A 21,443-nucleotide genomic window follows, 5' to 3' on the forward strand; every position below is an offset into this window, starting at 1 on the left:
AGGGCAGTTTATAATGCAACCTTATTTAAAGAAAAAGCCTACTATAATGAAAGCGCATTTTCTCAAATCAGACAACCTGATTATTTTATAAATACTGCTAACTTTGCGCTTTCAATGTTAACTTTTGTCCTTACCCCATTTTTTTATAACAAGTGAGCAATATAGAGTTGATTGATAATAATCGTTTGCCTCAACACATCGCTGTGATTATGGATGGAAACGGACGTTGGGCAAAACAACAGGGGAAAAACCGTATTTTCGGACATCGTAAAGGCGTACAGTCTGTGAGAAATATAACAGAAGCATGTACAAAACTAAAAATCCCCTTTTTAACACTTTATGCATTTTCAACTGAAAACTGGGGACGACCTTCCTTTGAAGTCAGCGCTTTAATGGAATTGTTAGTGCATACAATAAAAAAGGAAACGAATCAATTGAACCAAAATAATGTTCGCCTAAATGCAATTGGCAATTTATCTATGCTTCCGGCTAAATGTTATAATGAACTAAATAGTGCCATGAACCTGACCCAAAACAACACCGGGCTGACATTAACATTAGCCCTAAGTTATAGTTCCCGTTGGGAAATAACTGATGCTGTAAAAAAAATCTGTCAGGAAATTGCAGATAACAAATATAAACCTGAAGATGTAAACGAGATTTTAATAAGTCAGCATCTTTGTACTCATAATCTTCCTGATCCGGAACTGTTAATCAGGACAAGTGGCGAACAACGGGTCAGCAACTTTTTACTTTGGCAATTAGCTTATACAGAGTTTTACTTTACCGATAAATTTTGGCCTGAATTTGATGAAGAAGAGTTTGTTAAAGCGATTATTTCCTACCAATACCGCGACAGAAGGTTTGGCAAAGTAGCTTCTGAAAAACAATAAAACTACTTTTTTAGCAATAGCCAATAAATATCACCGTTTAAACGGACATCTTTTAGTAACAACTTTCAACAATGACAAAGTTTTTTTTCCGAATAGCCCTATTAATCTTATTGTTTATTCTGAGTTTTTACAATGTAAATGCTCAGGATACAACAAACACCAAATCTCTACCGGTAATAAGTTATGAAAAGCCATCAACCTATGAAATTGGAGGCATTACAGTAACCGGTACCAAGTATGTGGATGAAATTGTTCTAATTTCTTACACAGGGTTAAATGTGGGAGATAAAATTTCAATTCCGGGCGACGAAATCCCTAATGCAATAAAAGCACTTTGGAGGCAGGGACTTTTTTCAGATGTAAAGATCTTGGCTTCTAAAATAGTCAACGAAATTGTTTTCCTGGAAATTAGATTAACTGAACGTGTTAGACTTTCAAAATATAGTTTTAATGGCGTGAAAAAAGGCGAAGAAGACGACCTTCGTGAAAATTTATCTTTGATTAAAGGAAGAATTGTTACTCAAAATTTATTAAATAATGCTCAAAACAGCATTATTAATTTCTACAGGAAAAAAGGATTTTTAAATTCAGAAGTCAAGATAATTCAAACTCCCGATCCTTTGTTTAGCAACAGCGTCATTTTGCAATTTGATGTAAGCAGGAAAAACAAGGTAAAAATAGATGAGATTGTTTTTATAGGTAATGAAAATGTCAGTTCAAGAAGCCTGAAAAAGCAATTAAAGGAAACAAAAGAGCGACTTAAGATTAACACCAAGGCCCCAATAGTAATGGCAAAAGACCTGGCTAAAATCAATCCGGTTGAATTTTTGGGAAACCTTAATTTCGGTGATATTTTAACATATATTGACGAAAATATTTTTCGCTTTAAATTGTTTACCTCTTCCAAGTTAATTGAAGATGATTACGAAGCAGACAAACTCAAATTGATAACCTATTATCACGAAAAAGGATACCGAGATGCAAGAATTATATCTGATACAGTTCACATAATTGACGAAAAGAAAATTAAACTCGAAATAAATTTAGAGGAAGGAAACAGATATTATATCAGAGATATTGCATGGAGAGGGAATACTAAATATACCAACGAGCAACTTAATGCTATTCTAAATATAGATAAAGGAGATGTTTACAATAAAACACGACTGGAAACGAGGTTATCCATAGATCCCAACGGTAATGATGTAAGTTCGTTGTATATGGATGACGGATACTTATTTTTCAATGTTACTCCGGTTGAAAAAGCAGTTGTCGGCGATTCGATTGATTTAGTTATTAATGTTTATGAGGGACCACAAGCTACGATTTCCAAAATTATTATATCCGGAAATGACAAAACCAACGAACACGTTATTAGAAGAGAACTAAGAACCCTTCCAGGTAACAAGTTCAGCAGATCAGACATTATTCGTTCTCAAAGAGAAATCGCAAATTTAGGTTTTTTTGATCCTGAACAAATTCAAATTACGCCGATGCCAAATCCAACAAAAGGAACTGTGGATATTGAATATAAAGTGGTCGAAAAATCTTCAGATCAATTGGAATTGTCCGCTGGATGGGGAGGAAACACAATTGTCGGTAGTGTAGGGGTCGCTTTCAATAATTTTTCCCTAAGGAATATTCCAAACAAAAGTGCCTGGCGTCCGTTACCTGCAGGTGACGGGCAACGTTTAAGTTTTCGGTTTCAATCTACCGGTAAAGCTTTTCAATCCCTTAACGGATCGTTTACAGAACCCTGGTTAGGTGGGAAAAGGCCTAATGCTTTAACAGTAAGTGTTTTTAGCTCCCGGAGCTTTAGGAATTTTTTTGTCGCTGACTTAAATGACAATCAACGTGAGCTACTTTATATTACCGGTGCCTCGGTTGGTCTTGGACGAAGACTTCAGTGGCCGGACGATAATTTTAGTATTCAGACTTCAATCAATTATCAACGGTATAATCTTCAAAACTGGCGCTCAGACTTTTTACTTACAAATGGTCAGTCTAACAACCTGAGTGTTACCACAACATTTGCAAGATATTCTTTAGATCAGCCGATATATCCCAGAAGTGGCTCTAACATATCTTTATCTGTTCAGGCGACTCCGCCTTTTTCAGCGATATTCAACTCCGGAGTTGATTATAGTCTGGCAAACGATTCTAAAAAGTACAAATGGGCCGAATACCATAAATGGAAACTTAAAGCGGAATGGTTCACAGCTTTAGGAAGTAAATTGGTGTTAAGAACTTCAGCAAAAATGGGAGCTATGGGTTATTACAATCCCGATATTGGGCATTCTCCTTTTGAACGTTTTGAAGTTGGAGGTGATGGGATTGCTAATTTCAATCTCTACGGGAAAGATATTGTTGCTTTACGCGGCTATGAAGCAACCGAAGTAACTAGAAGAACTACCAATGTAGGCCATCCTTTTTATGCAAAATACACGGTCGAACTTAGATATCCTTTAAGTTTAAATCCTAGTTCAACAATTTTCGCACTTGCATTTGCTGAAGGAGGAAATTCATGGGCTACTTTTAAGAAATTTAATCCATTTGAAGTAAATCGTTCTGCGGGTATCGGTTTGAGGGTATTTTTACCCATGTTCGGAACCTTAGGATTTGATTATGGAGTAGGTTTTGATAAAAATCTACCTGCAGATAGTAGTATTTGGAATTATATTTCAAACAGAGGTCGGTTCAATGTTGTTCTAGGATTAGAACCTGAGTAATTCATGATTTTCTTCCATTAAACGAATCAGAAAAATGATTGTCTATATAAAGTAATTATGTAAATTTTATCAACGACCATAAAACATAGAAAATGAAAAATTTAATTGTTTTTCTCGCTTTTATTTTTGCCATAAATTCTGTTAACGCACAAACTATGGGGTTTGTCGATTCTGAAGGATTAATGGCGCAATTGCCGGCTTATAAAAAAGCACAGGATCAAATCAATTCCATTGTTGAGAACTGGAATAAAGAAATCCAACAACGCTATAAAAACATTGAAGATGCTTACAAAGCTTTTCAAGCGGAACAAGTATTATTGAGTGCAAATGAAAAAACAAAACGCGAATCCGAAATCGTGGAAATGGAAAAACAAACAAGAGATCTTCAAAAACAACGTTTCGGTCCAAGCGGAGATTTGCAAACTAAACGTGAAGAGTTGGTAAAACCTATTCAGGATGAAGTTTATGCAGCGTTAGAAAAAGTAGCCTCCCGAAAAAAAATTGATTTTATTTTTGACAAATCAGGCGGGGTAACCATGTTGTTTGCAAACCCAAAATATGATTTGACCGACGATGTACTTAAAGAATTAGGAATTACGCCTAATAAATAGTACTTTTGCACTTCATTAACTTATCTTATACTTTTAATTAAAACCTCACAAATCCGAAGTTAAACTAATTCGAACATGAAAACCAGTTTTAAGTTGCTTTTTCTTGCTTTTTCATTGCTTTCTTTTTCCGGGTTGATGGCTCAAACAAAAATTGGTCATATAAACAGTGTAGATTTATTAAATTCTCTAAATGAATGGAAAACCGCTCAGGTTGACTTGGAAACCTTTGCAAAAAAAATTCAGGAGCAGTTAAAAACAAAAGAAAAAACCGTTATTGATGAGTATAATATTTTTGTGCAAAAAGCTCAAAATGGTGAACTCACTCCGAAACAACAAGACGAACAACAACAATATTTCCAACGCAAACAAACTGAATTAGAACAAGATCAGGCAAAGGCGCAACAGGATTTAATGAAACGCGAAGACGAAGTTACAGAACCCGTCAGAAAAAAAGTGATGGATGCAATTAAACTTGTCGCTGAAGAAAAAGGGTACCAATATATTATTGATACTAGTGTAGGAGCAACTTTGTTTGCATCTCCTAATGATGATATCACTGCTTTTGTAAAAGCAAAGCTGCAATAACGTTTCTATTATTTCTATAACAATATTAAAACAAGGCTTTCTACCTAATTTCAAGGGTTTGAAAGCCTTGTTTTTTTTATATTGCCGGAAATATTTTAAAATTGATTTTATGCAAGAAACTCAGTGCCCGATTGGTATTTTTGATTCTGGAATAGGCGGATTAACCGTTGCTCAGGCTATCGTTAAGTTATTACCAAATGAGCAACTAATTTACTTTGGAGATACTGCTCACATGCCCTATGGTGAAAAATCTGCCGAAGCCATTCAACAGTATTCTTTAAAAATAAGTGAGTTTCTAATCCAAAAAAAATGTAAAATAATAGTGATTGCTTGTAGTACAGCTTCTGCAGTTGCTTATGAAACATTAGTCAAACAAATAAGCGGTAAAATTCCGGTCATCAACGTAATTGACCCGGTTGTAGATGCAGTATTGTTTTCAGGAATTAAAAGTGTAGGTGTTTTAGCAACACAAAGAACAACAAAATCGAATGTATATCCAGAGAAATTACGTCAAAGAAACGATTCTATATATGTAACTGCAAAAGCAACAGGTTCTTTGGCTTCAATTATAGAAGAAGGCATGTATAAAAGCCCTGACACAATGAAAGCTATTATGAGTTATTATCTTTCTGATAATAATTTTTCTAAACCTGAAGGCATAATTCTTGGATGCACACATTATCCGCTTATCAAACAGTTTATTACAGATTTTTACAAATATCCTATATCAATCTTTGATTCCACTGAAACTGTGGCAAAAGTAGTCAAAGACCTATTGGCTGATTTAGGATTATTAAGCTTAAATTTCAGAAAAGAGGAGCACCACTTTTATGTTTCAGATTATACCCAAACCTTTGAAGATGCTTCAAAAATATTTTTTGGGGAACAAATTCACCTCAATCATTACCCTATTTGGGAATTGTAGTTATTTTTGATTAAATTTTATTGTTTTTTAAACAAAAGACTATTGTTTTTTGTGTTACTCCTTAAAATAAATCTTAACAATGAAAAAAATATTTTTCTTAGTAGTTTTTACTTTATTATCAACAGGGTTGAGTAAAATTTCCCTCATTGCGCAAAATAACACTCAAACTCCTCAAAAAAACCAAGGCATTCAGTTTTTTAATGGTACTTGGGAAGAAGTAAAGGCAGAAGCCCGGAAATTAGGTAAGCCAATTTTTGTGGATGCTTATACAACTTGGTGCGGTCCTTGTAAGATGATGGCTGCTAATACATTTCCTGACCCTCAGGTGGGCTCATTTTACAATAAGTTTTATGTAAACTATAAAATTGATGCTGAAAAAGGAGAGGGGCGTGATTTTGCCAGAACATATCGTGTTGACCGATACCCCACTCTTCTTTTTATCAACGGAGATGGAGATTTATTATATCGGAGCCTTGGATATCAGCAGCCTTCTCAGTTTATTATGGAAGGCAGGAAAGGATTGTATGATGAAAAAGCTATGTTAGCACATCAGCAAGAATATCAAAATGGCAAAAGAGAGGCACCTTTCATGCGAAATTATATAATGATGTTATGGGCAGGAAATTTACCGGAATACGACAATATTTCAAATGAATTTATTGCCGGATTGAATCAACAAGATCTTAGCGATACCGAAAATCTACAATTTGTCTTTGATTTGGCTAATACTATGGATTCAAAGGCTTTTAATTTACTAACTTCAAATCAATCTTTGTTTGTTAAAGCTTTAGGAGATGAAGTTGTTAGCGATAAAATTAATGGCGTAGCTTTTATGTCCCTCAAATCAGCAATCACAAAACATGATAACCAGTTGTTTGATAAAATATTATCCACTATTAAGCAATCAGGGTCATCAAAATCTGGAGAATATATAGAATTGGCATCATTGGAATATTTTCAAGGCACTAAAAATTGGAAACAATATATTTCAACTGCATCAAATTTTTTGGATGATTTCAAAACAAAAGACCCCAATACACTAAACAATATTGCATGGGAGTTTTTTCTTCATGCAGATAAGAAAAAAGATTTAAAGAAAGCTTCAAAATGGGCTGAACAATCGGTTAAACTAGAACCGGCCTATTATAATTGGGATACTTATGCGTCTTTGTTGTATAAATTGGATAAAAAGAAAGATGCACTTAAAGCAGCAAATCAAGCAATTGAATTAGCTATTAAATCAAAGCAGGATTATTCAAGTACTCAAAAACTTGTAGATAGGATTAACAATTCTAAATAATAAATTTTCAATACTTTGATTTTATCTTGATTGATAAAAAAACGCCGGTATTTAATGCCGGCGTTTTTAGTTTCTAAAAAATCAACGTGAGTTAGATTATCCATATCTTTCAATTTCCCATTTTCGTTTATTGGCTTTTCTAATTCGGGAACGAATAAGCCCATAAAAAATCACCAAAATAATTGGAAGCAGAAAAATGGCAATTTTAATAGTTTGAGTTTCACCTTTTGATAATTCTCGTTTTATCGGGCGTGATGTTACGGCTTTTGTTCTCAATTCGTTTAACCCTGTATCATCTGCAAGCCAGTCTATACCATTGACAAACAAGTTGATATTATCCGGTTGTTGTTGTTGAGCGCGTTCACCTTCTCCGTTTATTACAAAATCTGCATCTGTAAAAACGACCAATTTTGAAGAAACCCCACCTGATATTTCTCCTTCCAAAGCACAGGCAACACTTAAGTTTTTGGTATAAAAATCATAGCTGGCAATATTTTTTTGGACATCTATCGTAACTGGTGTTGTCTCTGTTCCTGAATTTGCTGAAGAATTTAATAGTGAGGTAAATTTTAATGTTGGATTTTTTGCATCGTAATTGATTGAACTTACAAAAGGCATTAAAACTAATTCAAGCCCGCGGGTAACAGGATGTTCATTAAATTTGTCGAAACGCGGAAGATAGGGTAGTGGGACTTGTTGATTAAAGACAAAGAATCCTTGTTGTTGTTGAAGGGTGATATTGCCGCATTTTTGGTCTATCACTAAATCTTCGTTGATTCTTATTCCTTTATCTGACAACCAACTTTCCAATCCGGTATTAATGGAAGTCGCTTGACCGGATTGCAAATCAACCGCTACACGATTTAATACGACTAAAATACCCTTTCCACTTCCTAAAAAATTATCAAGTTGCGAAAGTTGAGCATTAGAGAAAGAATCTGTTGGAGCAACAATCACAAGCCCTTTATATTTTTCATATTGGGTAGTATCTGTTAAGTTAACCTGTTCGACATTGTATAGCACATTCAAAGATTGCATTGCTTGTTGCAAAGCCCGAACAGAGGTTTCGCCATGTCCTGTTACAAAACCTAAATAAGGTTTATTAGTAGCCGAAAGTTTTTTGATGGAAGTAGAAAGGGCATATTCCATAGCAGCACCCGGCTGAATGACTGGAATTATATCGGAAGCATCATTTTCACCATACTGTAATTTTGCACCCAAGTATACACGCTGTTGTTTTACCTGATCGCTTTCACGAACCGTAACAACTTGTGGTTGAATACCTTGTTGGGCAACTTCCATTTCTTTTTCCTGGCTTTGGTTAGGGTTTTCAAACTGATATACAACTTTACCACCCGAACGATTTGAATATTCGATTAATAAATCCTGAAAATCTTTGCGTACTTTTTCTATCTGTGGGGGAAGATTTTCAGAAAAATATGCGGTAATTGTGATTGGTTCCTCTAATTCTTTTAGAATATTCTTTGTGGCTTTACTGAGAGTATATCTTTTGTCGCCTGTAAAATCTAGGCGAACAAAAAACCTGCTAAATAAAATGTTCAGTAAAATAATTATAGCCAGTACAAGAACAATTCTTAACTGAACAGCGCTTTTAGTCAGCATAATTAGTATTGATTAGGTGGTTTAAACTAAATTATGTATGTTTTTAAATTTATGCTTGAGAAATGATCGCAGTACGAATCATCACAAATTCGGTAAGATTTTCTATATCTAATACGCCAATCAAATTGCCATCATCGTTAAGTACAGGCAATAATGAAAAACCGTTCTGCTGCATCATAGAATAGATGCCTTTGATATCATCGTCCGGTTTTAATACAGGGAGATTGCTGTTTATAAAACCTGCTATTGGAGTATTGTTGTCATTCTCTGACAAGGCTTTAATTAAATCCTTTCTTTTTAAAATTCCTGAAATAGTGTTGTTCTCTGATACTAAAAAATCTTGGTCAGAACCTGCAAGTAACTCATCAACTGCATTTTTTAATGTATCAGTAGATTTTAAAATGGTAAATTTTGAGCGGATAACATCCCTAACTTTAAAGCCGGTTAAAATTGAACCTGTGGTTACAGATTGTGCTTCAGCTGCGGCTCCTAAAAAAACAAACACACCAATCAAAATCAGGAAAGGATTTTTTACATAAAACAACCCACCTAAAACGAACAAAATGGCAATAAACTGACCTATTTTTGCAGCAATACTTGTGGCTTTAACGCGATCCATTGTCATTGCAAGTAAGGAACGTAACACCCGCCCTCCATCCATTGGAAATGCAGGAATAGCATTAAAAAGAACCAACATGATATTCACCATGATTAAACTGACAATAAATGTATTTATGTTAGGGTGAATCAAAGTTTCTTCAATGTTTTCCGGAGATAATCCGGTTTGGTCTATAAAAATAAAAGCAATAAAACTGAGGACTAATGCTATTACAACATTAACTAAAGGTCCGGCGATTGCAACAATTAATTCTTGTTGCGGTTTTTCAGGTATTGATTCTAATGATGCAACCCCTCCGATTGGCAAGAGCGTAATATCTTTGGTTCCAATTCCATAACGTCTGGCAGCCAAAGCATGACCAAGTTCATGTAAAACTACACAAGCGAAAACAGCCAATACTAACAATATGTGAAAAGTAATTTCTGTAATATTGTTGCCTGCAGAAAAGCCATTGAAAACAATATAGGCTATCAGTATCAGGAATGTCCAATGAACAAGAATTTTGATTCCAGCAAGTTTACCGATGTTTAAAGAGCCTCCCATACTTTAAGTTGAGCTTGTATAAAAAACTGTAATAGTTATTCCATAATCTTCCTGCGAGATAATATGGCCTCGGTTGCAATTAAACAAACAGCAGTAATAGAAAGAAAATAAAAAATATTTTTGCTGTCTAAGACTCCTCTGCTTATTGATTCGAAATGGTTGGAAATACTCATGTAATCAAAAACAGAAGAAAGTAAACCGGTTACACTATTTGCCAAAACCTGAAAAATTATAAGAAAAAATACTCCAATCAATAATGAAAGCAAAAAAGCAACTATTTGACTATTTGTAATACTGCTTGCAAACAATCCTATTCCTATGTAAGTACAACTCATCAGCAATAAACCCAAATAGCCACACCAAACTGCACCATGATCTACAGGTCCTAACCACCAAACTGTAAGATACCATGGTAAACTAAAAGCAATAGCAATTCCGACTAAAGCAAGGCAGGCAAAAAACTTTCCGAATATGACATCCCAGTCCGAGACAGCCTTTGTTAGTAATAATTCAATAGTACCGGTGTTGCGTTCTTCTGCAAACATTTTCATAGTAAGTGCCGGTATAAAGAAAAACAAGGTCCAATACGCAATTGAAAAAAAGGGTTGAATACTTGCCTGGCCAGATAGAAACACATCTGAACCATAAAGCCAGGTAAAAAATCCACTAAACCCTAAAAAAACAACCAGTAATATATAGGCAATCAGCGAGTCAAAAAAAGTGCTTAATTCTCTTTTAGCTATGATTAATATTTTGTTCATAATAGATTTGTTTGTGTAGTTTATCCCATTGTTACATTTCTGAAAACCTCTTCCAAATCTCTTTCAATTGGCGACATTTCAGTAAGCACCCAATTGTTTTCGACACATAAATTAAAAATCTGACGTCGGGAAGATTCTCCTTTTTTACTTTCAACCAAATAGCTTTGCCCGTTGAAGTCAACTAAAACAACAGTATCGAGACTCTTGATTTTACCTAATATATCGTCAGGGCTACCATCTTCTATTTTCAAGCGACTGACTTCTGCACCGCTTGCCTGTTTACGTAACTCATCAGGAGCTCCATCAGCAACGATTTTGCCATCGTTTATAATGATTACTCTATTACAAGTTGCTTCCACTTCAGGTAAAATATGTGTACTGAAAATTACAGTTTTTTCTTTCCCCAACTCTTTTATCAATTCGCGGATCTCAACTATTTGGTTTGGATCTAACCCTGTAGTCGGTTCATCTAATATTAATACATCGGGATTGTGAATCATGGCTTGAGCTAGCCCAACTCTCTGACGATAACCTTTTGAAAGTTCGCCTATGTTTTTATGTTTTTCTTTGTCTAATCCGCAAAGTCTGACCATTTCCCGGATGCGTCCTTTTACTTTATCTTTAGAAACCCCTTGAATTGCTGCTGAAAAAGCTAAGTATTCAATAACAGGCATATCTAAATAAAGCGGGTTGTTTTCGGGCAAATAACCAATTCTCTTTTTTAAATAATTGGCATCTGACAAAATAGAATAGTCCCCCATTAACACATCACCCTCACTTGGAGCCATAAAACAAGTAATGATTTTCATAGTGGTAGTTTTACCGGCTCCGTTTGGTCCTAAAAAGCCCAAAATTTCACCACTTCTCACCTCAAATGAAATATTATCCACAGCCTTTTGTGAACCGTAACGCTTGGTTAAGTTATTTACTCGTATGTTCATGTTTATCAAAAATTTAAAACAATCAAAATCAATACAGTTTCATCAATTTTGAGTTGCAAAGGTATTAAGTTACTATGAAAAGTCAAGCGCTTAAAACAGAAAACCATTTTTTAAGTCTAGTAAAAAAATAGTTTTTGTTAGGTTAATGTTACTTGATTAATAATTTGAGCCTTTATAATTTGTATTTTGCAGCCAAATAGATGTAGTTTATGTGTCATCTTAATTTTTGGAAATTCGCAGTTTTGATGATAAGCATTTTACAGTTCAATTACATTTCATCAAAAAGCGATTATCAAACAGATATAAAACCACAGAAAGTTTATGTAGGGGTTTATTTAATGAACCTTTACGATATCAATGCAGATGCTCATTCATTTTATGCTGATTTATATTTATGGTTTAAATGGAAAGGAGATATTGACCCGACAAGCATTGAATTTGTTAATTTGATTGAAAAATGGAGCACCACTTTTACTCTTTTTTCTGATACAGCCACTTTATTAGCAAATGGTTATCAATATAATGGCATGAGGGTTGAAGGGCGATTTTACCATCCATTTCAAATGGAGAGATTCCCCATTGACCGGCATTTATTCGATATTCAAATCGAAAACACCGATTATCCAGTTGATTCCATAGTTTATTTGCCAGACGAAGACAATATTTCGAGAATTAGATCACTACTTGATTTGCCGGGTTGGAATGTTCAAGGTTGCAAAATTGTAAATAAAACCCATAGTTATTTGACGGATTTTGGAAATTCTGACATTGGGCAAAGAAACTACAGTAATGCAGTAATAGAGGTCGGCATTACTCGTCCAATTTCATATTTTCTTCTTAAACTTATGCTGCCTTTGTTGATTGTTTTGTTGTCAAGTATTGGAGGTTTGGTCATATTCCCTTCTAAAAGTTATGTTGATGCAAGAATATCATTGCCAATTGGTGGATTATTAACTGCTGTTTTTTTGCAGCAATCTTATTCAGACGCACTACCTGAAGTTGGATATATGGTATTGATGGATAAGATTTATCTTTTAGCATATACAGTCATTGCAGCAGTTGTTTTAGAAATAATTCTTTCTGCAAATTTTTTAAAAAGCAACAAACATGCTGATGTCGAAAACTTGCAATTTATTGAACGAAACCTGGCTTTGTTTCTTATTGGCGGATTTATTGCAGGCATGATTTTGCTGATGTATATTAGCTGATAGTTTTTTGACTATAAGCTGTGTTCCTCAAGACCTATGTTTTAACGAACTGATTTCGTATTTTTGCAAAACTATTTTCTACGATAATATTAAACTATGCGTTTGATTTTTGGCAAGTGTTTTATCATTTTAACAGTTTTTTTGTTAAGCTCTGAAGTTTCTAAAGCTCAAATTGTTTTCGACGAAACTTTAGCACCATTTTACCATGGCGTAGCCTCGGGTGATCCTTTGGATGACAGGGTAATTATTTGGACCCGTATTTCCAATGTAACTGAAAGTACATTAGTGCATTGGCAAATAGCAACGGATACAAGTTTTAACAGCATTGTAAATTGCGGCTCAGTATTAACTGACGATTCCAAAGATTTCACCGTAAAAGTTGATGTTGACAGACTTGAGCCTAACACTTATTACTATTACCGATTTTTTGGTTTAGGAAAATTTTCTTTGACCGGCCGTACTAAAACACTTCCTGTTGGTGATGTAAATAATGCTCGACTGGCAATTGTATCATGTGCTCGATTGACTGATGGTATTTATAACGTTTACGGACGAATAGCAGAGCGAAATGATATTGATGCAGTGTTGCATTTGGGAGATTATATTTATGAATACGGCAATACATCTAATTATCCAACAGGTGGGATTAATCCTCATGATCCGCCTTATGAATTGATTACTCTTTCAGACTACAGAACTCGTTATGCACAATATCATACTGAAATCAATTTGAGGAAAATGCGCCAGCAACATCCTATAATTGTTATATGGGATGATCATGAAACTGCCAATAATTCATGGTATGGAGGTGCTGAAAATCACGACTCGAGTTCAGAAGGGGATTGGTTTGTACGAAAAGCAGCAGGAGTTCAGGCTTCTTTTGAATGGCAGCCAATACGAGAAAGTATTGATAATCCCGGAGTAATATTTAGGAAGTTTTCATTTGGAAACCTGGCAGATTTAATTATGTTGGATACACGACTCGAAGGACGGGACGAACAACCTTCAATTACCGGCAATCTGAACAGTTCTACTCGTAAAATGGTCAGTACGACCCAATTAAATTGGTTAACTAACGCTTTAAGCAACGAAGGAACTCAATGGAAAATCATGGCTCAACAAGTAATGGTTGCTCCTTTAGTAGTTTTTGGGCTTGTTTTAAATACAGATCAATGGGATGGTTATCAATACCAACGCTCACACATTTTGAATCATGTTATAAATAACAGTATTCCAAACCTTGTTGTTTTAACCGGAGACATTCATTCTTCATGGGCGAACGACTTGCCAAGAAGTGGATACAATGCCTCAACCGGAGCTAATTCTTATGGTGTAGAATTTGTTGTATCAGGTGCATCATCAGCGGGAATTCCTTTTTCAGTAGGGGAGACCTTAATCCGGCTCTTAAATCCTCATGTAAAGTGGGTGGATGTTGACCGGCATGGGTATAACATATTAGATATAACCACATCAAGAACCCAATGCGAATGGTATTTTGTTCCAACAATAACTTCGCCAAATACCGGACAAACACTAGAAAAAACGTACTATACCAATTCAGGAGAACGCCATCTTAGGTTAGGTAGCGGTAGTTCAGAGAGTAATATTCCAACAGCAGTTCAAGCGCCCTTAAATCCTAAGACTGTAGTTTCTGCTGTCATCAAAGTTGCTTTGCAAGGAGCTTTCGACCCTTTAACCGGATTAATGCGAACTGATTTGCAAAGTAATTTTTTGATTCCACCCAATCAGCCTTTTACAAATATAACACCTTTTCACTCGGGTAATGAACTTCTTAACATCATGCCTCCGGAGGCTGTAGATTGGGTAGTTGTAGAATTAAGAGATCCAAATACTTATGAAATTGTAGATTCTGTGGCGGCCATTTTGATGAATGACGGGTTTATTTCAGGTGCAAACTGGGGCGGATGTCCTGCACCATTGTTATTTCCAAAAGCGTCACCGGGAAACTATTATATTGTTGTTAAAGCTCGCAACCATTTGGGAGTAATGAGTTCAACCACAGTTAACCTGCCAAGTCAAACTTTTTTTGATTTTACTCAATCGAATGAGCAATCCTTCGGCATAGGCCAACAAGTTGAGATTGCAACCAATTTGTTTGCAATATATTCAGGAGATTGTAATAATGACGGGGTTATCAATGTCCACGATTTTAATATTTACAACAATGCAACAGATACCGGTAACGGTTATCTACAAGGCGACTGTAATTTGGATGGAGTGATTAATGTAGATGATTTCGAACTTTGGAAAAGCAATGCCAAACAAATAGGAATTTTTTGGATTAGATAACGGTTTTAAACAGGATGAAATCTTTTAAATTTCCTGTGCAAGAGCAATGTGCAAGGTCAATTCATAAAGCGAAATTTGTGACAACCACTTTTTTCTTATAATTCACATTATGTTAAGTAGAATTGTGGAGGTTTTTTAATTCACACCTATTTGTCTTTAAACAAAAAAGCCACTATCGAAAAATAGTGGCTTTTTTGTTTGGGAATAAATATTTCTTAAAGACTATTGATTGCTTTTAATAGCATCGTATCTGGCTTTATATTCGTTAGATTTTTTCATGTCTCCTAAATTAGCATGAATTTCTTTTAAAGCAATCAGTGTATTTAAATCATTAGCTTCTACAGCCAAAGCTTTATCAAAATAAGGCAGTGCTTTGTTGAAAAGACCTTTAGCTTCGTTGCTTAATTTATCGTATTCTTTTTGTTTGCTAAGGTCGAGTTCATTGGCTTGTTTGATTTTATCAGCAGCTTCGTTGTAAAACAATGCACCCATATTATATAAGGCATCAAAGAAATCCGGTTTGATGTTTAATGCTTTGGTATAGTAACTTTCTGCTTTCTCCCTCATTCCTGGTCCTGTCCTGACTTTGACAGTTAAATTTCACAAACCATTGATAATCAGCGAGTTAAGTTTCCTAAAAATGGCATAGTTGCCACTACAAAACGGGTTATTTAGTTCGCTGGAGCTAAGTCTTTGAACGGAGGGATACGAAATGCCGAAAGGATTTTGTTGGTTAATGCTGTGTCAGCACCTTTCAGCAAGTACTTTTTATCATCAATTGTTAGTTCAGACAATTGCATTTGATTGAGTTCTTCTTTAATACTGCATGGACTTAAGTTGATGTTTGCAAACTTTAGGGTTAGTTCCACCGTCCGTTCGAGCATGAATGCTAAAAAACAGGTCATGAAATGTCCTTTTATCCTTTTGGGTGTCCAATGAAAAATTGGTCGAGTGGATAGGGTGGTCTTCAATACCCGGAAACTTTCTTCTATTTTCCATAATTGATGGTAGTTTGCCAAGACTTCTTCGTTCGTCATATCCATTTTACTATACTGTATGCCGTAGTAACCATCCCATTTTGCATCTTCATCTATTCGTTCTTGGTCTATTTCAGCAGCTTTTGTATTGGTACTCTCCGCCATTTTCAGGAATCGGTTAGCCCCCTTTTTGTTTTGCAAGTCCGCTCCGTTGTCTAATTTGACTTTTGCTTTTTGTATTTGTCTTTCCCTGTCTCTTGCGTCTTTGGCTGCCCTTTTGGCACTCCAAGTAATTAGGAGTTTATCTTGCAATTTTTGTTTCTTTTTATTGGCATCGCTGTAGGTTGTTTCGTAATCCAACACTTTCCAGCTAAATGTTACTTCACCCGTATCCTCGCACACAGTCTTTGTCTCCATATCATTGGTTGCCAAAATCTTTTGTACCAACTTTTGGGGCATCGATTTTAAGCGGGCACTAACAATGTAGTCATAACCCGCTTGACGTATTAAATGAAAATTTTCTTTCGAGTTGAGACCTTTGTCGGCTACTACAATGACTTTTCTTATATTAAACTGTTTTTCTAACATTTTCAGCGCATCTACCATCGTCTGACCATCAAAAGTATTACCGGAAAAAGATCGTAGCCTATCGGTCTGCCTGTGCTATCTATAAATAAGCCCATCACCACTTGTACTTCATTAAACTTTCCAGCTTTGCTAAACCCAAATTCGCGTAAAGCATCTGCTCTGTTTGTCTCAAAGTGATAATTCGTTACATCATAAAAAGCAACTTCGATGGGCTTAGCATAAACGCCTTTTTTATGGTAAAACAGTTGTGTCTCAATTGCCTGCTTTTTTATCACACAAAAAATCTAAACTTCTGGTAAATTTCTTGCAACCCAATTATGTTTCCTGCCCATAAAACAATTTCTGATCTTTAAATGCTTGATGTTTTGATTTGCTTTTCAACAGACGATGAAGCACACAATAGAAAATCACCTCTTCTATATCGAACTTTATCCTTGTTCCCTTAGCACATTTTTTGATAATTTCTCCGATGCCAAGTTGCTCCCATACTTTTTTATAGACCAAATGACCATAACAGAAGCGTGCAGTTTCCTGCAAATTCTCTGCCCCAATGCAAGGCGTGTTATTCAATGACAGCAATTTCTGCCCAACTGATAGTAGGAATCCTGAATCACGCAACTGGTCAAGGCGACCAAAGTTGGCAATTACCTTGTGCTTGGTAGTCTTTCCTTCACGAAAAGATTCCACTAACTGAATATACGTATGGTTTTTAGATTTAGTGGCTTTTACAAACATACCGCAAATGTAAGCATATTGTCTTAAAAACAATAGCCTAAGAAAAAAAAGTTGCCACTACAATTGCGGTTTTTTATTTCTTATTATCATTGATTATTAACGGGTTATCTCATTTAACTGTCAAAGTCAGGAAAAAGCCACTATCGAAAAATAGTGGCTTTTTTGTTTGGGAATAAATATTTCTTAAAGACTATTGATTGCTTTTAATAGCATCGTATCTGGCTTTATATTCGTTAGATTTTTTCATGTCTCCTAAATTAGCATGAATTTCTTTTAAAGCAATCAGTGTATTTAAATCATTAGCTTCTACAGCCAAAGCTTTATCAAAATAAGGCAGTGCTTTGTTGAAAAGACCTTTAGCTTCGTTGCTTAATTTATCGTATTCTTTTTGTTTGCTAAGGTCGAGTTCATTGGCTTGTTTGATTTTATCAGCAGCTTCGTTGTAAAACAATGCACCCATATTATATAAGGCATCAAAGAAATCCGGTTTGATGTTTAATGCTTTGGTATAGTAACTTTCTGCTTTCTCCCTCATTCCTGGTCCTGTTAAGCCTTCATAAGTACTGCCTAATGCAAAGTATAAACTTGGATTATCAGGAAACAAAGCTGCTGCCTCCTCCATTTTAGCAATAGCTTCCTGTTGTTTGCCTGCTTTCAACAATGTATTGATTTCAGCAATCAGAAAATCTTTGCTTGCCGGATAACGGGCTTTTCCTGCATCAATAATTTCAGCAGCTTTGGCATCATTTCCTTTAGCGAGATATAAAGAAGCTAACTGTTGGTAAATCTGAACATCATTGTAATTCATTGAAATCAATCGCTCGTAAATAGCAATGGCTTCTTCACTTTTACCGGCATTTTGTGCAGAAAAAGCGCTCATGGCTATAGAGGATGAATCAATGCCTCCAAGACCATTTTTTGAAAGAATTTCTGCTATTTCAGAGGCCTTAGAAAAACTATTATATGCCATTAGAAAATCATTGTTTTCGTAGCCTTGTACTCCTGCATTAAATGATTTAATACGAGCATCTTCGAGCACTTTTATATTAGTAATGGTGGATTCTGTTTTATCGGCTTCAATTGCCAAACGGGCAGCCTCAACCGCTTGAGATGAAGCCTGATCTGCCTGTTGGTAATTTGGAACAGCAGCTAATTCAGAATAAATTTGTGCTTTATAAGAATAGACTTTGGCACTGGTTTTTGGTTTTAATTTGGGGTCATTAGCACTTTGCATCGCTTTTATTTCTTCAACTGCTGCATCAATTGCTGTTTGAGCTTTTTCTAAAGATGCAGTTTTTCCTTCTGCTTTGTCGTAATTAAGGTAGTTATTTAAGTGATTGCGGGCCGTGTTCATATTTTTACTTTGTGCAAACATGAATTGTGTTGCAACGATGCACACGATTAGAAACAAGATGTTTTTCATACTTTGAAAAGAATTTATTTTAGTTTTGCAATAATGATGCACGGATTTTGACTAAGACAATTAGGGTAATGTTTAAAATTACCGTTCTTTTGTTTAAGCAAGTAGTCAATTCCTATTAATTAGTCTGTTGTTTCGTTTGTATTAGTATTGTTTTCTTCATTTTCGTTGGGAGTGTAACCTATTTTTGCTACTCCGGCGATATTGTCCCCTTCACTCAGATTAATCAATCTGACACCTTGTGTGTTTCTGCCCTGAATTGAAATATTATCAACACTCATTCTGATGGTTATTCCTGATTTATTGATAATCATCAACCCATCGTTATCCTGAATTTCTTTGATAGCTATAAGATGTCCGGTTTTGTCGGTGATATTCATCGTTATCACCCCTTTTCCACCCCTGTTGGTCAAACGATACTCATCAACCAAAGAACGTTTTCCATAACCTTTTTCAGATACTGTAAGAATAGTAGTGTTAGAATTTGAAGATTTATCAGAACAAACAATTCCGACTACTTCATCGTCATCATTGTCTGACAAGGTAATTCCTCTCACTCCAGTTGCTGTTCTTCCCATTGGATTGACTTTAGTTTCAGGAAAGCGGACTGCCCTACCCGATTTTGACCCAATAATTATGTCAGAGTTTCCATTAGTCAGTTTAACATCCATCAACGAGTCATTTTCATTAATATTAATTGCAATAATACCATTTTGTCTTGGTCTGGAAAACGCTTCTAAAACTGTTTTCTTTACAGTTCCTTTTTTTGTACAAAAAATGATATAATGACTGTTGAGTTTTTCAGAATCATTCAGGTCATTTACTGTCAGATAGGCTACTGCTTTATCAGAAGCAGGAAGATTGATCAAGTTTTGAATTGGTCGGCCTTTTGATATCTTACTGCCTTCGGGTATTTGGTAAACTTTTAACCAATAACATTTCCCTTCTTGAGTAAAGACCAACAAATAATCGTGAGTAGAACCTATAAAAACATGCTCGATGAAATCTTCATCTCTTGTTGCTCCTCCTCTGGATCCACGACCACCTCTGTTTTGTTCTCTATATTCGTCAAGACTTGTACGTTTGATGTAACCGAGATGAGAAATAGCAACTACAACCTGCTGTCTTTCAATGATATCTTCCAAAGAAATATCGCTGTCGGCATATACAACTTCTGTGCGTCTTTTATCCCCATACTTATCTCTAACCTCTATTAATTCTTCTTTAATAATAGACATTCTCAAAGCTTCATTACTTAACACTTCTTTGAAGTATTCTATTTTTTCAATCAATTCTGCATATTCTTTTTTAAGTTTGTCCCTTTCTAAACCGGTCAATCGCTGCAATCTCATGTTCAGAATTTCCTGTGCCTGAATATCAGAAAAACTAAACTGGCTGATTAGTCCTACTTTTGCTTCTTCAGGTGTTTGTGAAGCTCGAATTAGAGATATTATTTCATCTAAATGATCTAAAGCTTTTAATAATCCTTCCAGGATATGGGCACGGGCTTCAGCTTTTTTAAGGTCAAACTCCGTTCTTTTTACGACAATCTCATGTCTGAAATCTACAAAATGTGAAATCAATTCCTTGAGGTTCAGTAATCTTGGCCGACCTGCAACCAAACAAACATTATTTACACCGAATGAAGATTGAAGCGGTGTATAATTGTAAAGCTGATTAAGTACGACATTAGGATTTGCATCTCTTTTGAGTTCAAAAATGATACTCATCCCTTTTCTGTCTGATTCGTCACGGATTTCAGAAATACCTTCAATACGTTTTTCATTGACCAGATCTGCAACTTTTTGAACTAACAAGGCTTTGTTTACCTGAAATGGTATTTCAGTAACAACAATTCTTTCCCGATTTCCTCCCTGAATAGATTCAATGGTAGCTCTTCCTCTTACCACTACCCTACCCCTTCCAGTTTCAAAAGCTCTCCTTACTCCGTCATATCCATAAATAATTCCACCTGTCGGAAAATCAGGCGCTATAATGTAATTTGAAAGTTGACTAATCGTAATTTCCGGGTTATCTATATAAGCTACGATCCCATTTATAACTTCGATTAAATTATGAGGCATCATATTGGTAGCCATACCTACAGCAATACCGGAAGCACCATTTATCAGCAAATTTGGAATGCGAGAAGGCATTACAGTCGGTTCTCTCTCGCTTTCGTCAAAATTTGGCTGAAAGGTTACTGTTTCCCTGTCTAATTCTGCGACTAACTCTCCTGCTATTCTGGCTAATCTTGCTTCTGTGTAACGCATAGCAGCAGCAGAATCACCATCCATAGAACCAAAATTGCCCTGCCCATCTACCATAGGATATCGCAAAGACCAATCTTGAGCCATTCTTACAGTAGCTTCATACACAGAACTATCACCATGCGGGTGATATTTACCAAGCACCTCTCCTACAATTCTTGCCGATTTTTTATAAGGTCTGCCTGCACTTAAACCTAACGTGTCCATCCCATAGATAACCCTTCTCTGAACCGGTTTTAAGCCATCCCTTACATCGGGTAACGCTCTTGAAACAATAACTGACATTGAATAATCAATGTAAGCCGTTTTCATTTCTTCCTCAATATTGATTTGCAGTATTCGTTCGTCGTTTGCCATATAATATTTCGCCTCTTATATTTTGAGGCAAATATACGAAGTTTCAGG

At 35.5% G+C, this 21,443-nt stretch carries 18 protein-coding genes; 8 read left to right on the forward strand and 10 right to left on the reverse strand.

Annotated elements, in window-relative coordinates:
• The first annotated feature begins 152 nt into the window (after positions 1-152).
• The 6 genes from IPM47_13315 (at position 153) to IPM47_13340 (ending at position 7,043) form a co-directional block, all read left to right on the forward strand.
• Positions 153-893, forward strand: a complete 741-nt coding sequence (locus IPM47_13315) for an isoprenyl transferase (protein QQS27849.1) — start codon at positions 153-155, stop codon at positions 891-893.
• A gap of 71 nt (positions 894-964) precedes the next feature.
• A complete protein-coding gene (locus IPM47_13320) occupies positions 965-3,622 on the forward strand; it encodes an outer membrane protein assembly factor BamA (protein QQS27850.1) in 2,658 nt (885 codons plus the stop codon).
• A gap of 92 nt (positions 3,623-3,714) precedes the next feature.
• Positions 3,715-4,233 (forward strand): OmpH family outer membrane protein, encoded by a 519-nt coding sequence (locus IPM47_13325; protein QQS27851.1) that lies wholly within the window; start codon positions 3,715-3,717, stop codon positions 4,231-4,233.
• A 75-nt stretch (positions 4,234-4,308) separates the two neighbouring features.
• Complete coding sequence (locus IPM47_13330; GenBank protein QQS27852.1) at positions 4,309-4,818, forward strand: OmpH family outer membrane protein; 510 nt, start codon at positions 4,309-4,311, stop codon at positions 4,816-4,818.
• 109 nt (positions 4,819-4,927) lie between these two features.
• Positions 4,928-5,743: a glutamate racemase gene (gene murI, locus IPM47_13335; protein ID QQS27853.1), complete on the forward strand. Its 816-nt coding sequence runs from the start codon at positions 4,928-4,930 to the stop codon at positions 5,741-5,743.
• 79 nt (positions 5,744-5,822) lie between these two features.
• Positions 5,823-7,043 (forward strand): thioredoxin family protein, encoded by a 1,221-nt coding sequence (locus IPM47_13340; GenBank protein ID QQS27854.1) that lies wholly within the window; start codon positions 5,823-5,825, stop codon positions 7,041-7,043.
• Positions 7,044-7,139: 96 nt separating this feature from the next.
• Here the strand turns inward: IPM47_13340 and IPM47_13345 are convergent, their stop codons facing one another.
• The 4 genes from IPM47_13345 to IPM47_13360 are packed head-to-tail and all read right to left on the reverse strand — an operon-like array spanning position 7,140 to position 11,530.
• Positions 7,140-8,666: a Gldg family protein gene (locus IPM47_13345; GenBank protein ID QQS27855.1), complete on the reverse strand. Its 1,527-nt coding sequence runs from the start codon at positions 8,664-8,666 to the stop codon at positions 7,140-7,142.
• Positions 8,667-8,715: 49 nt separating this feature from the next.
• Complete coding sequence (locus IPM47_13350; protein QQS27856.1) at positions 8,716-9,828, reverse strand: site-2 protease family protein; 1,113 nt, start codon at positions 9,826-9,828, stop codon at positions 8,716-8,718.
• Positions 9,829-9,863: 35 nt separating this feature from the next.
• On the reverse strand, positions 9,864-10,589 hold the full coding sequence (locus tag IPM47_13355) for an ABC transporter permease subunit (GenBank protein ID QQS27857.1): 726 nt from the start codon (positions 10,587-10,589) through the stop codon (positions 9,864-9,866).
• Between the two features lie 20 nt (positions 10,590-10,609).
• Positions 10,610-11,530: an ATP-binding cassette domain-containing protein gene (locus IPM47_13360; protein QQS27858.1), complete on the reverse strand. Its 921-nt coding sequence runs from the start codon at positions 11,528-11,530 to the stop codon at positions 10,610-10,612.
• Between the two features lie 245 nt (positions 11,531-11,775).
• Between IPM47_13360 and IPM47_13365 the strand changes: the two genes are divergently transcribed.
• On the forward strand, positions 11,776-12,738 hold the full coding sequence (locus IPM47_13365; protein QQS27859.1) for a hypothetical protein: 963 nt from the start codon (positions 11,776-11,778) through the stop codon (positions 12,736-12,738).
• 96 nt (positions 12,739-12,834) lie between these two features.
• The gene (locus IPM47_13370; GenBank protein ID QQS27860.1) at positions 12,835-15,048 is read left to right on the forward strand and encodes an alkaline phosphatase D family protein; all 2,214 of its coding nucleotides are present in this window, start codon (positions 12,835-12,837) and stop codon (positions 15,046-15,048) included.
• A 222-nt stretch (positions 15,049-15,270) separates the two neighbouring features.
• On the opposite strand, the gene IPM47_13375 is transcribed toward IPM47_13370, so the two are convergent.
• The 6 genes from IPM47_13375 to gyrA form a co-directional block, all read right to left on the reverse strand.
• Positions 15,271-15,615: a hypothetical protein gene (locus IPM47_13375; GenBank protein QQS27861.1), complete on the reverse strand. Its 345-nt coding sequence runs from the start codon at positions 15,613-15,615 to the stop codon at positions 15,271-15,273.
• Positions 15,616-15,719: 104 nt separating this feature from the next.
• Positions 15,720-16,631 (reverse strand): IS1634 family transposase, encoded by a 912-nt coding sequence (locus IPM47_13380; GenBank protein ID QQS27862.1) that lies wholly within the window; start codon positions 16,629-16,631, stop codon positions 15,720-15,722.
• On the reverse strand, positions 16,625-16,888 hold the full coding sequence (locus tag IPM47_13385; GenBank protein QQS27863.1) for a hypothetical protein: 264 nt from the start codon (positions 16,886-16,888) through the stop codon (positions 16,625-16,627). Before IPM47_13385 ends, IPM47_13380 begins: the two co-directional genes overlap by 7 nt.
• A gap of 40 nt (positions 16,889-16,928) precedes the next feature.
• On the reverse strand, positions 16,929-17,348 hold the full coding sequence (locus IPM47_13390) for a hypothetical protein (protein ID QQS27864.1): 420 nt from the start codon (positions 17,346-17,348) through the stop codon (positions 16,929-16,931).
• Between the two features lie 190 nt (positions 17,349-17,538).
• The gene (locus IPM47_13395; GenBank protein QQS27865.1) at positions 17,539-18,771 is read right to left on the reverse strand and encodes a hypothetical protein; all 1,233 of its coding nucleotides are present in this window, start codon (positions 18,769-18,771) and stop codon (positions 17,539-17,541) included.
• A 119-nt stretch (positions 18,772-18,890) separates the two neighbouring features.
• Entirely contained in the window at positions 18,891-21,395 is a 2,505-nt protein-coding gene (gene gyrA, locus IPM47_13400; GenBank protein QQS27866.1) for a DNA gyrase subunit A, read from the reverse strand.
• Positions 21,396-21,443: the final 48 nt, after the last annotated feature.

This window comes from Sphingobacteriales bacterium (genome assembly GCA_016700115.1).
Taxonomy (GTDB): Bacteria; Bacteroidota; Bacteroidia; order Chitinophagales; family UBA2359; genus UBA2359.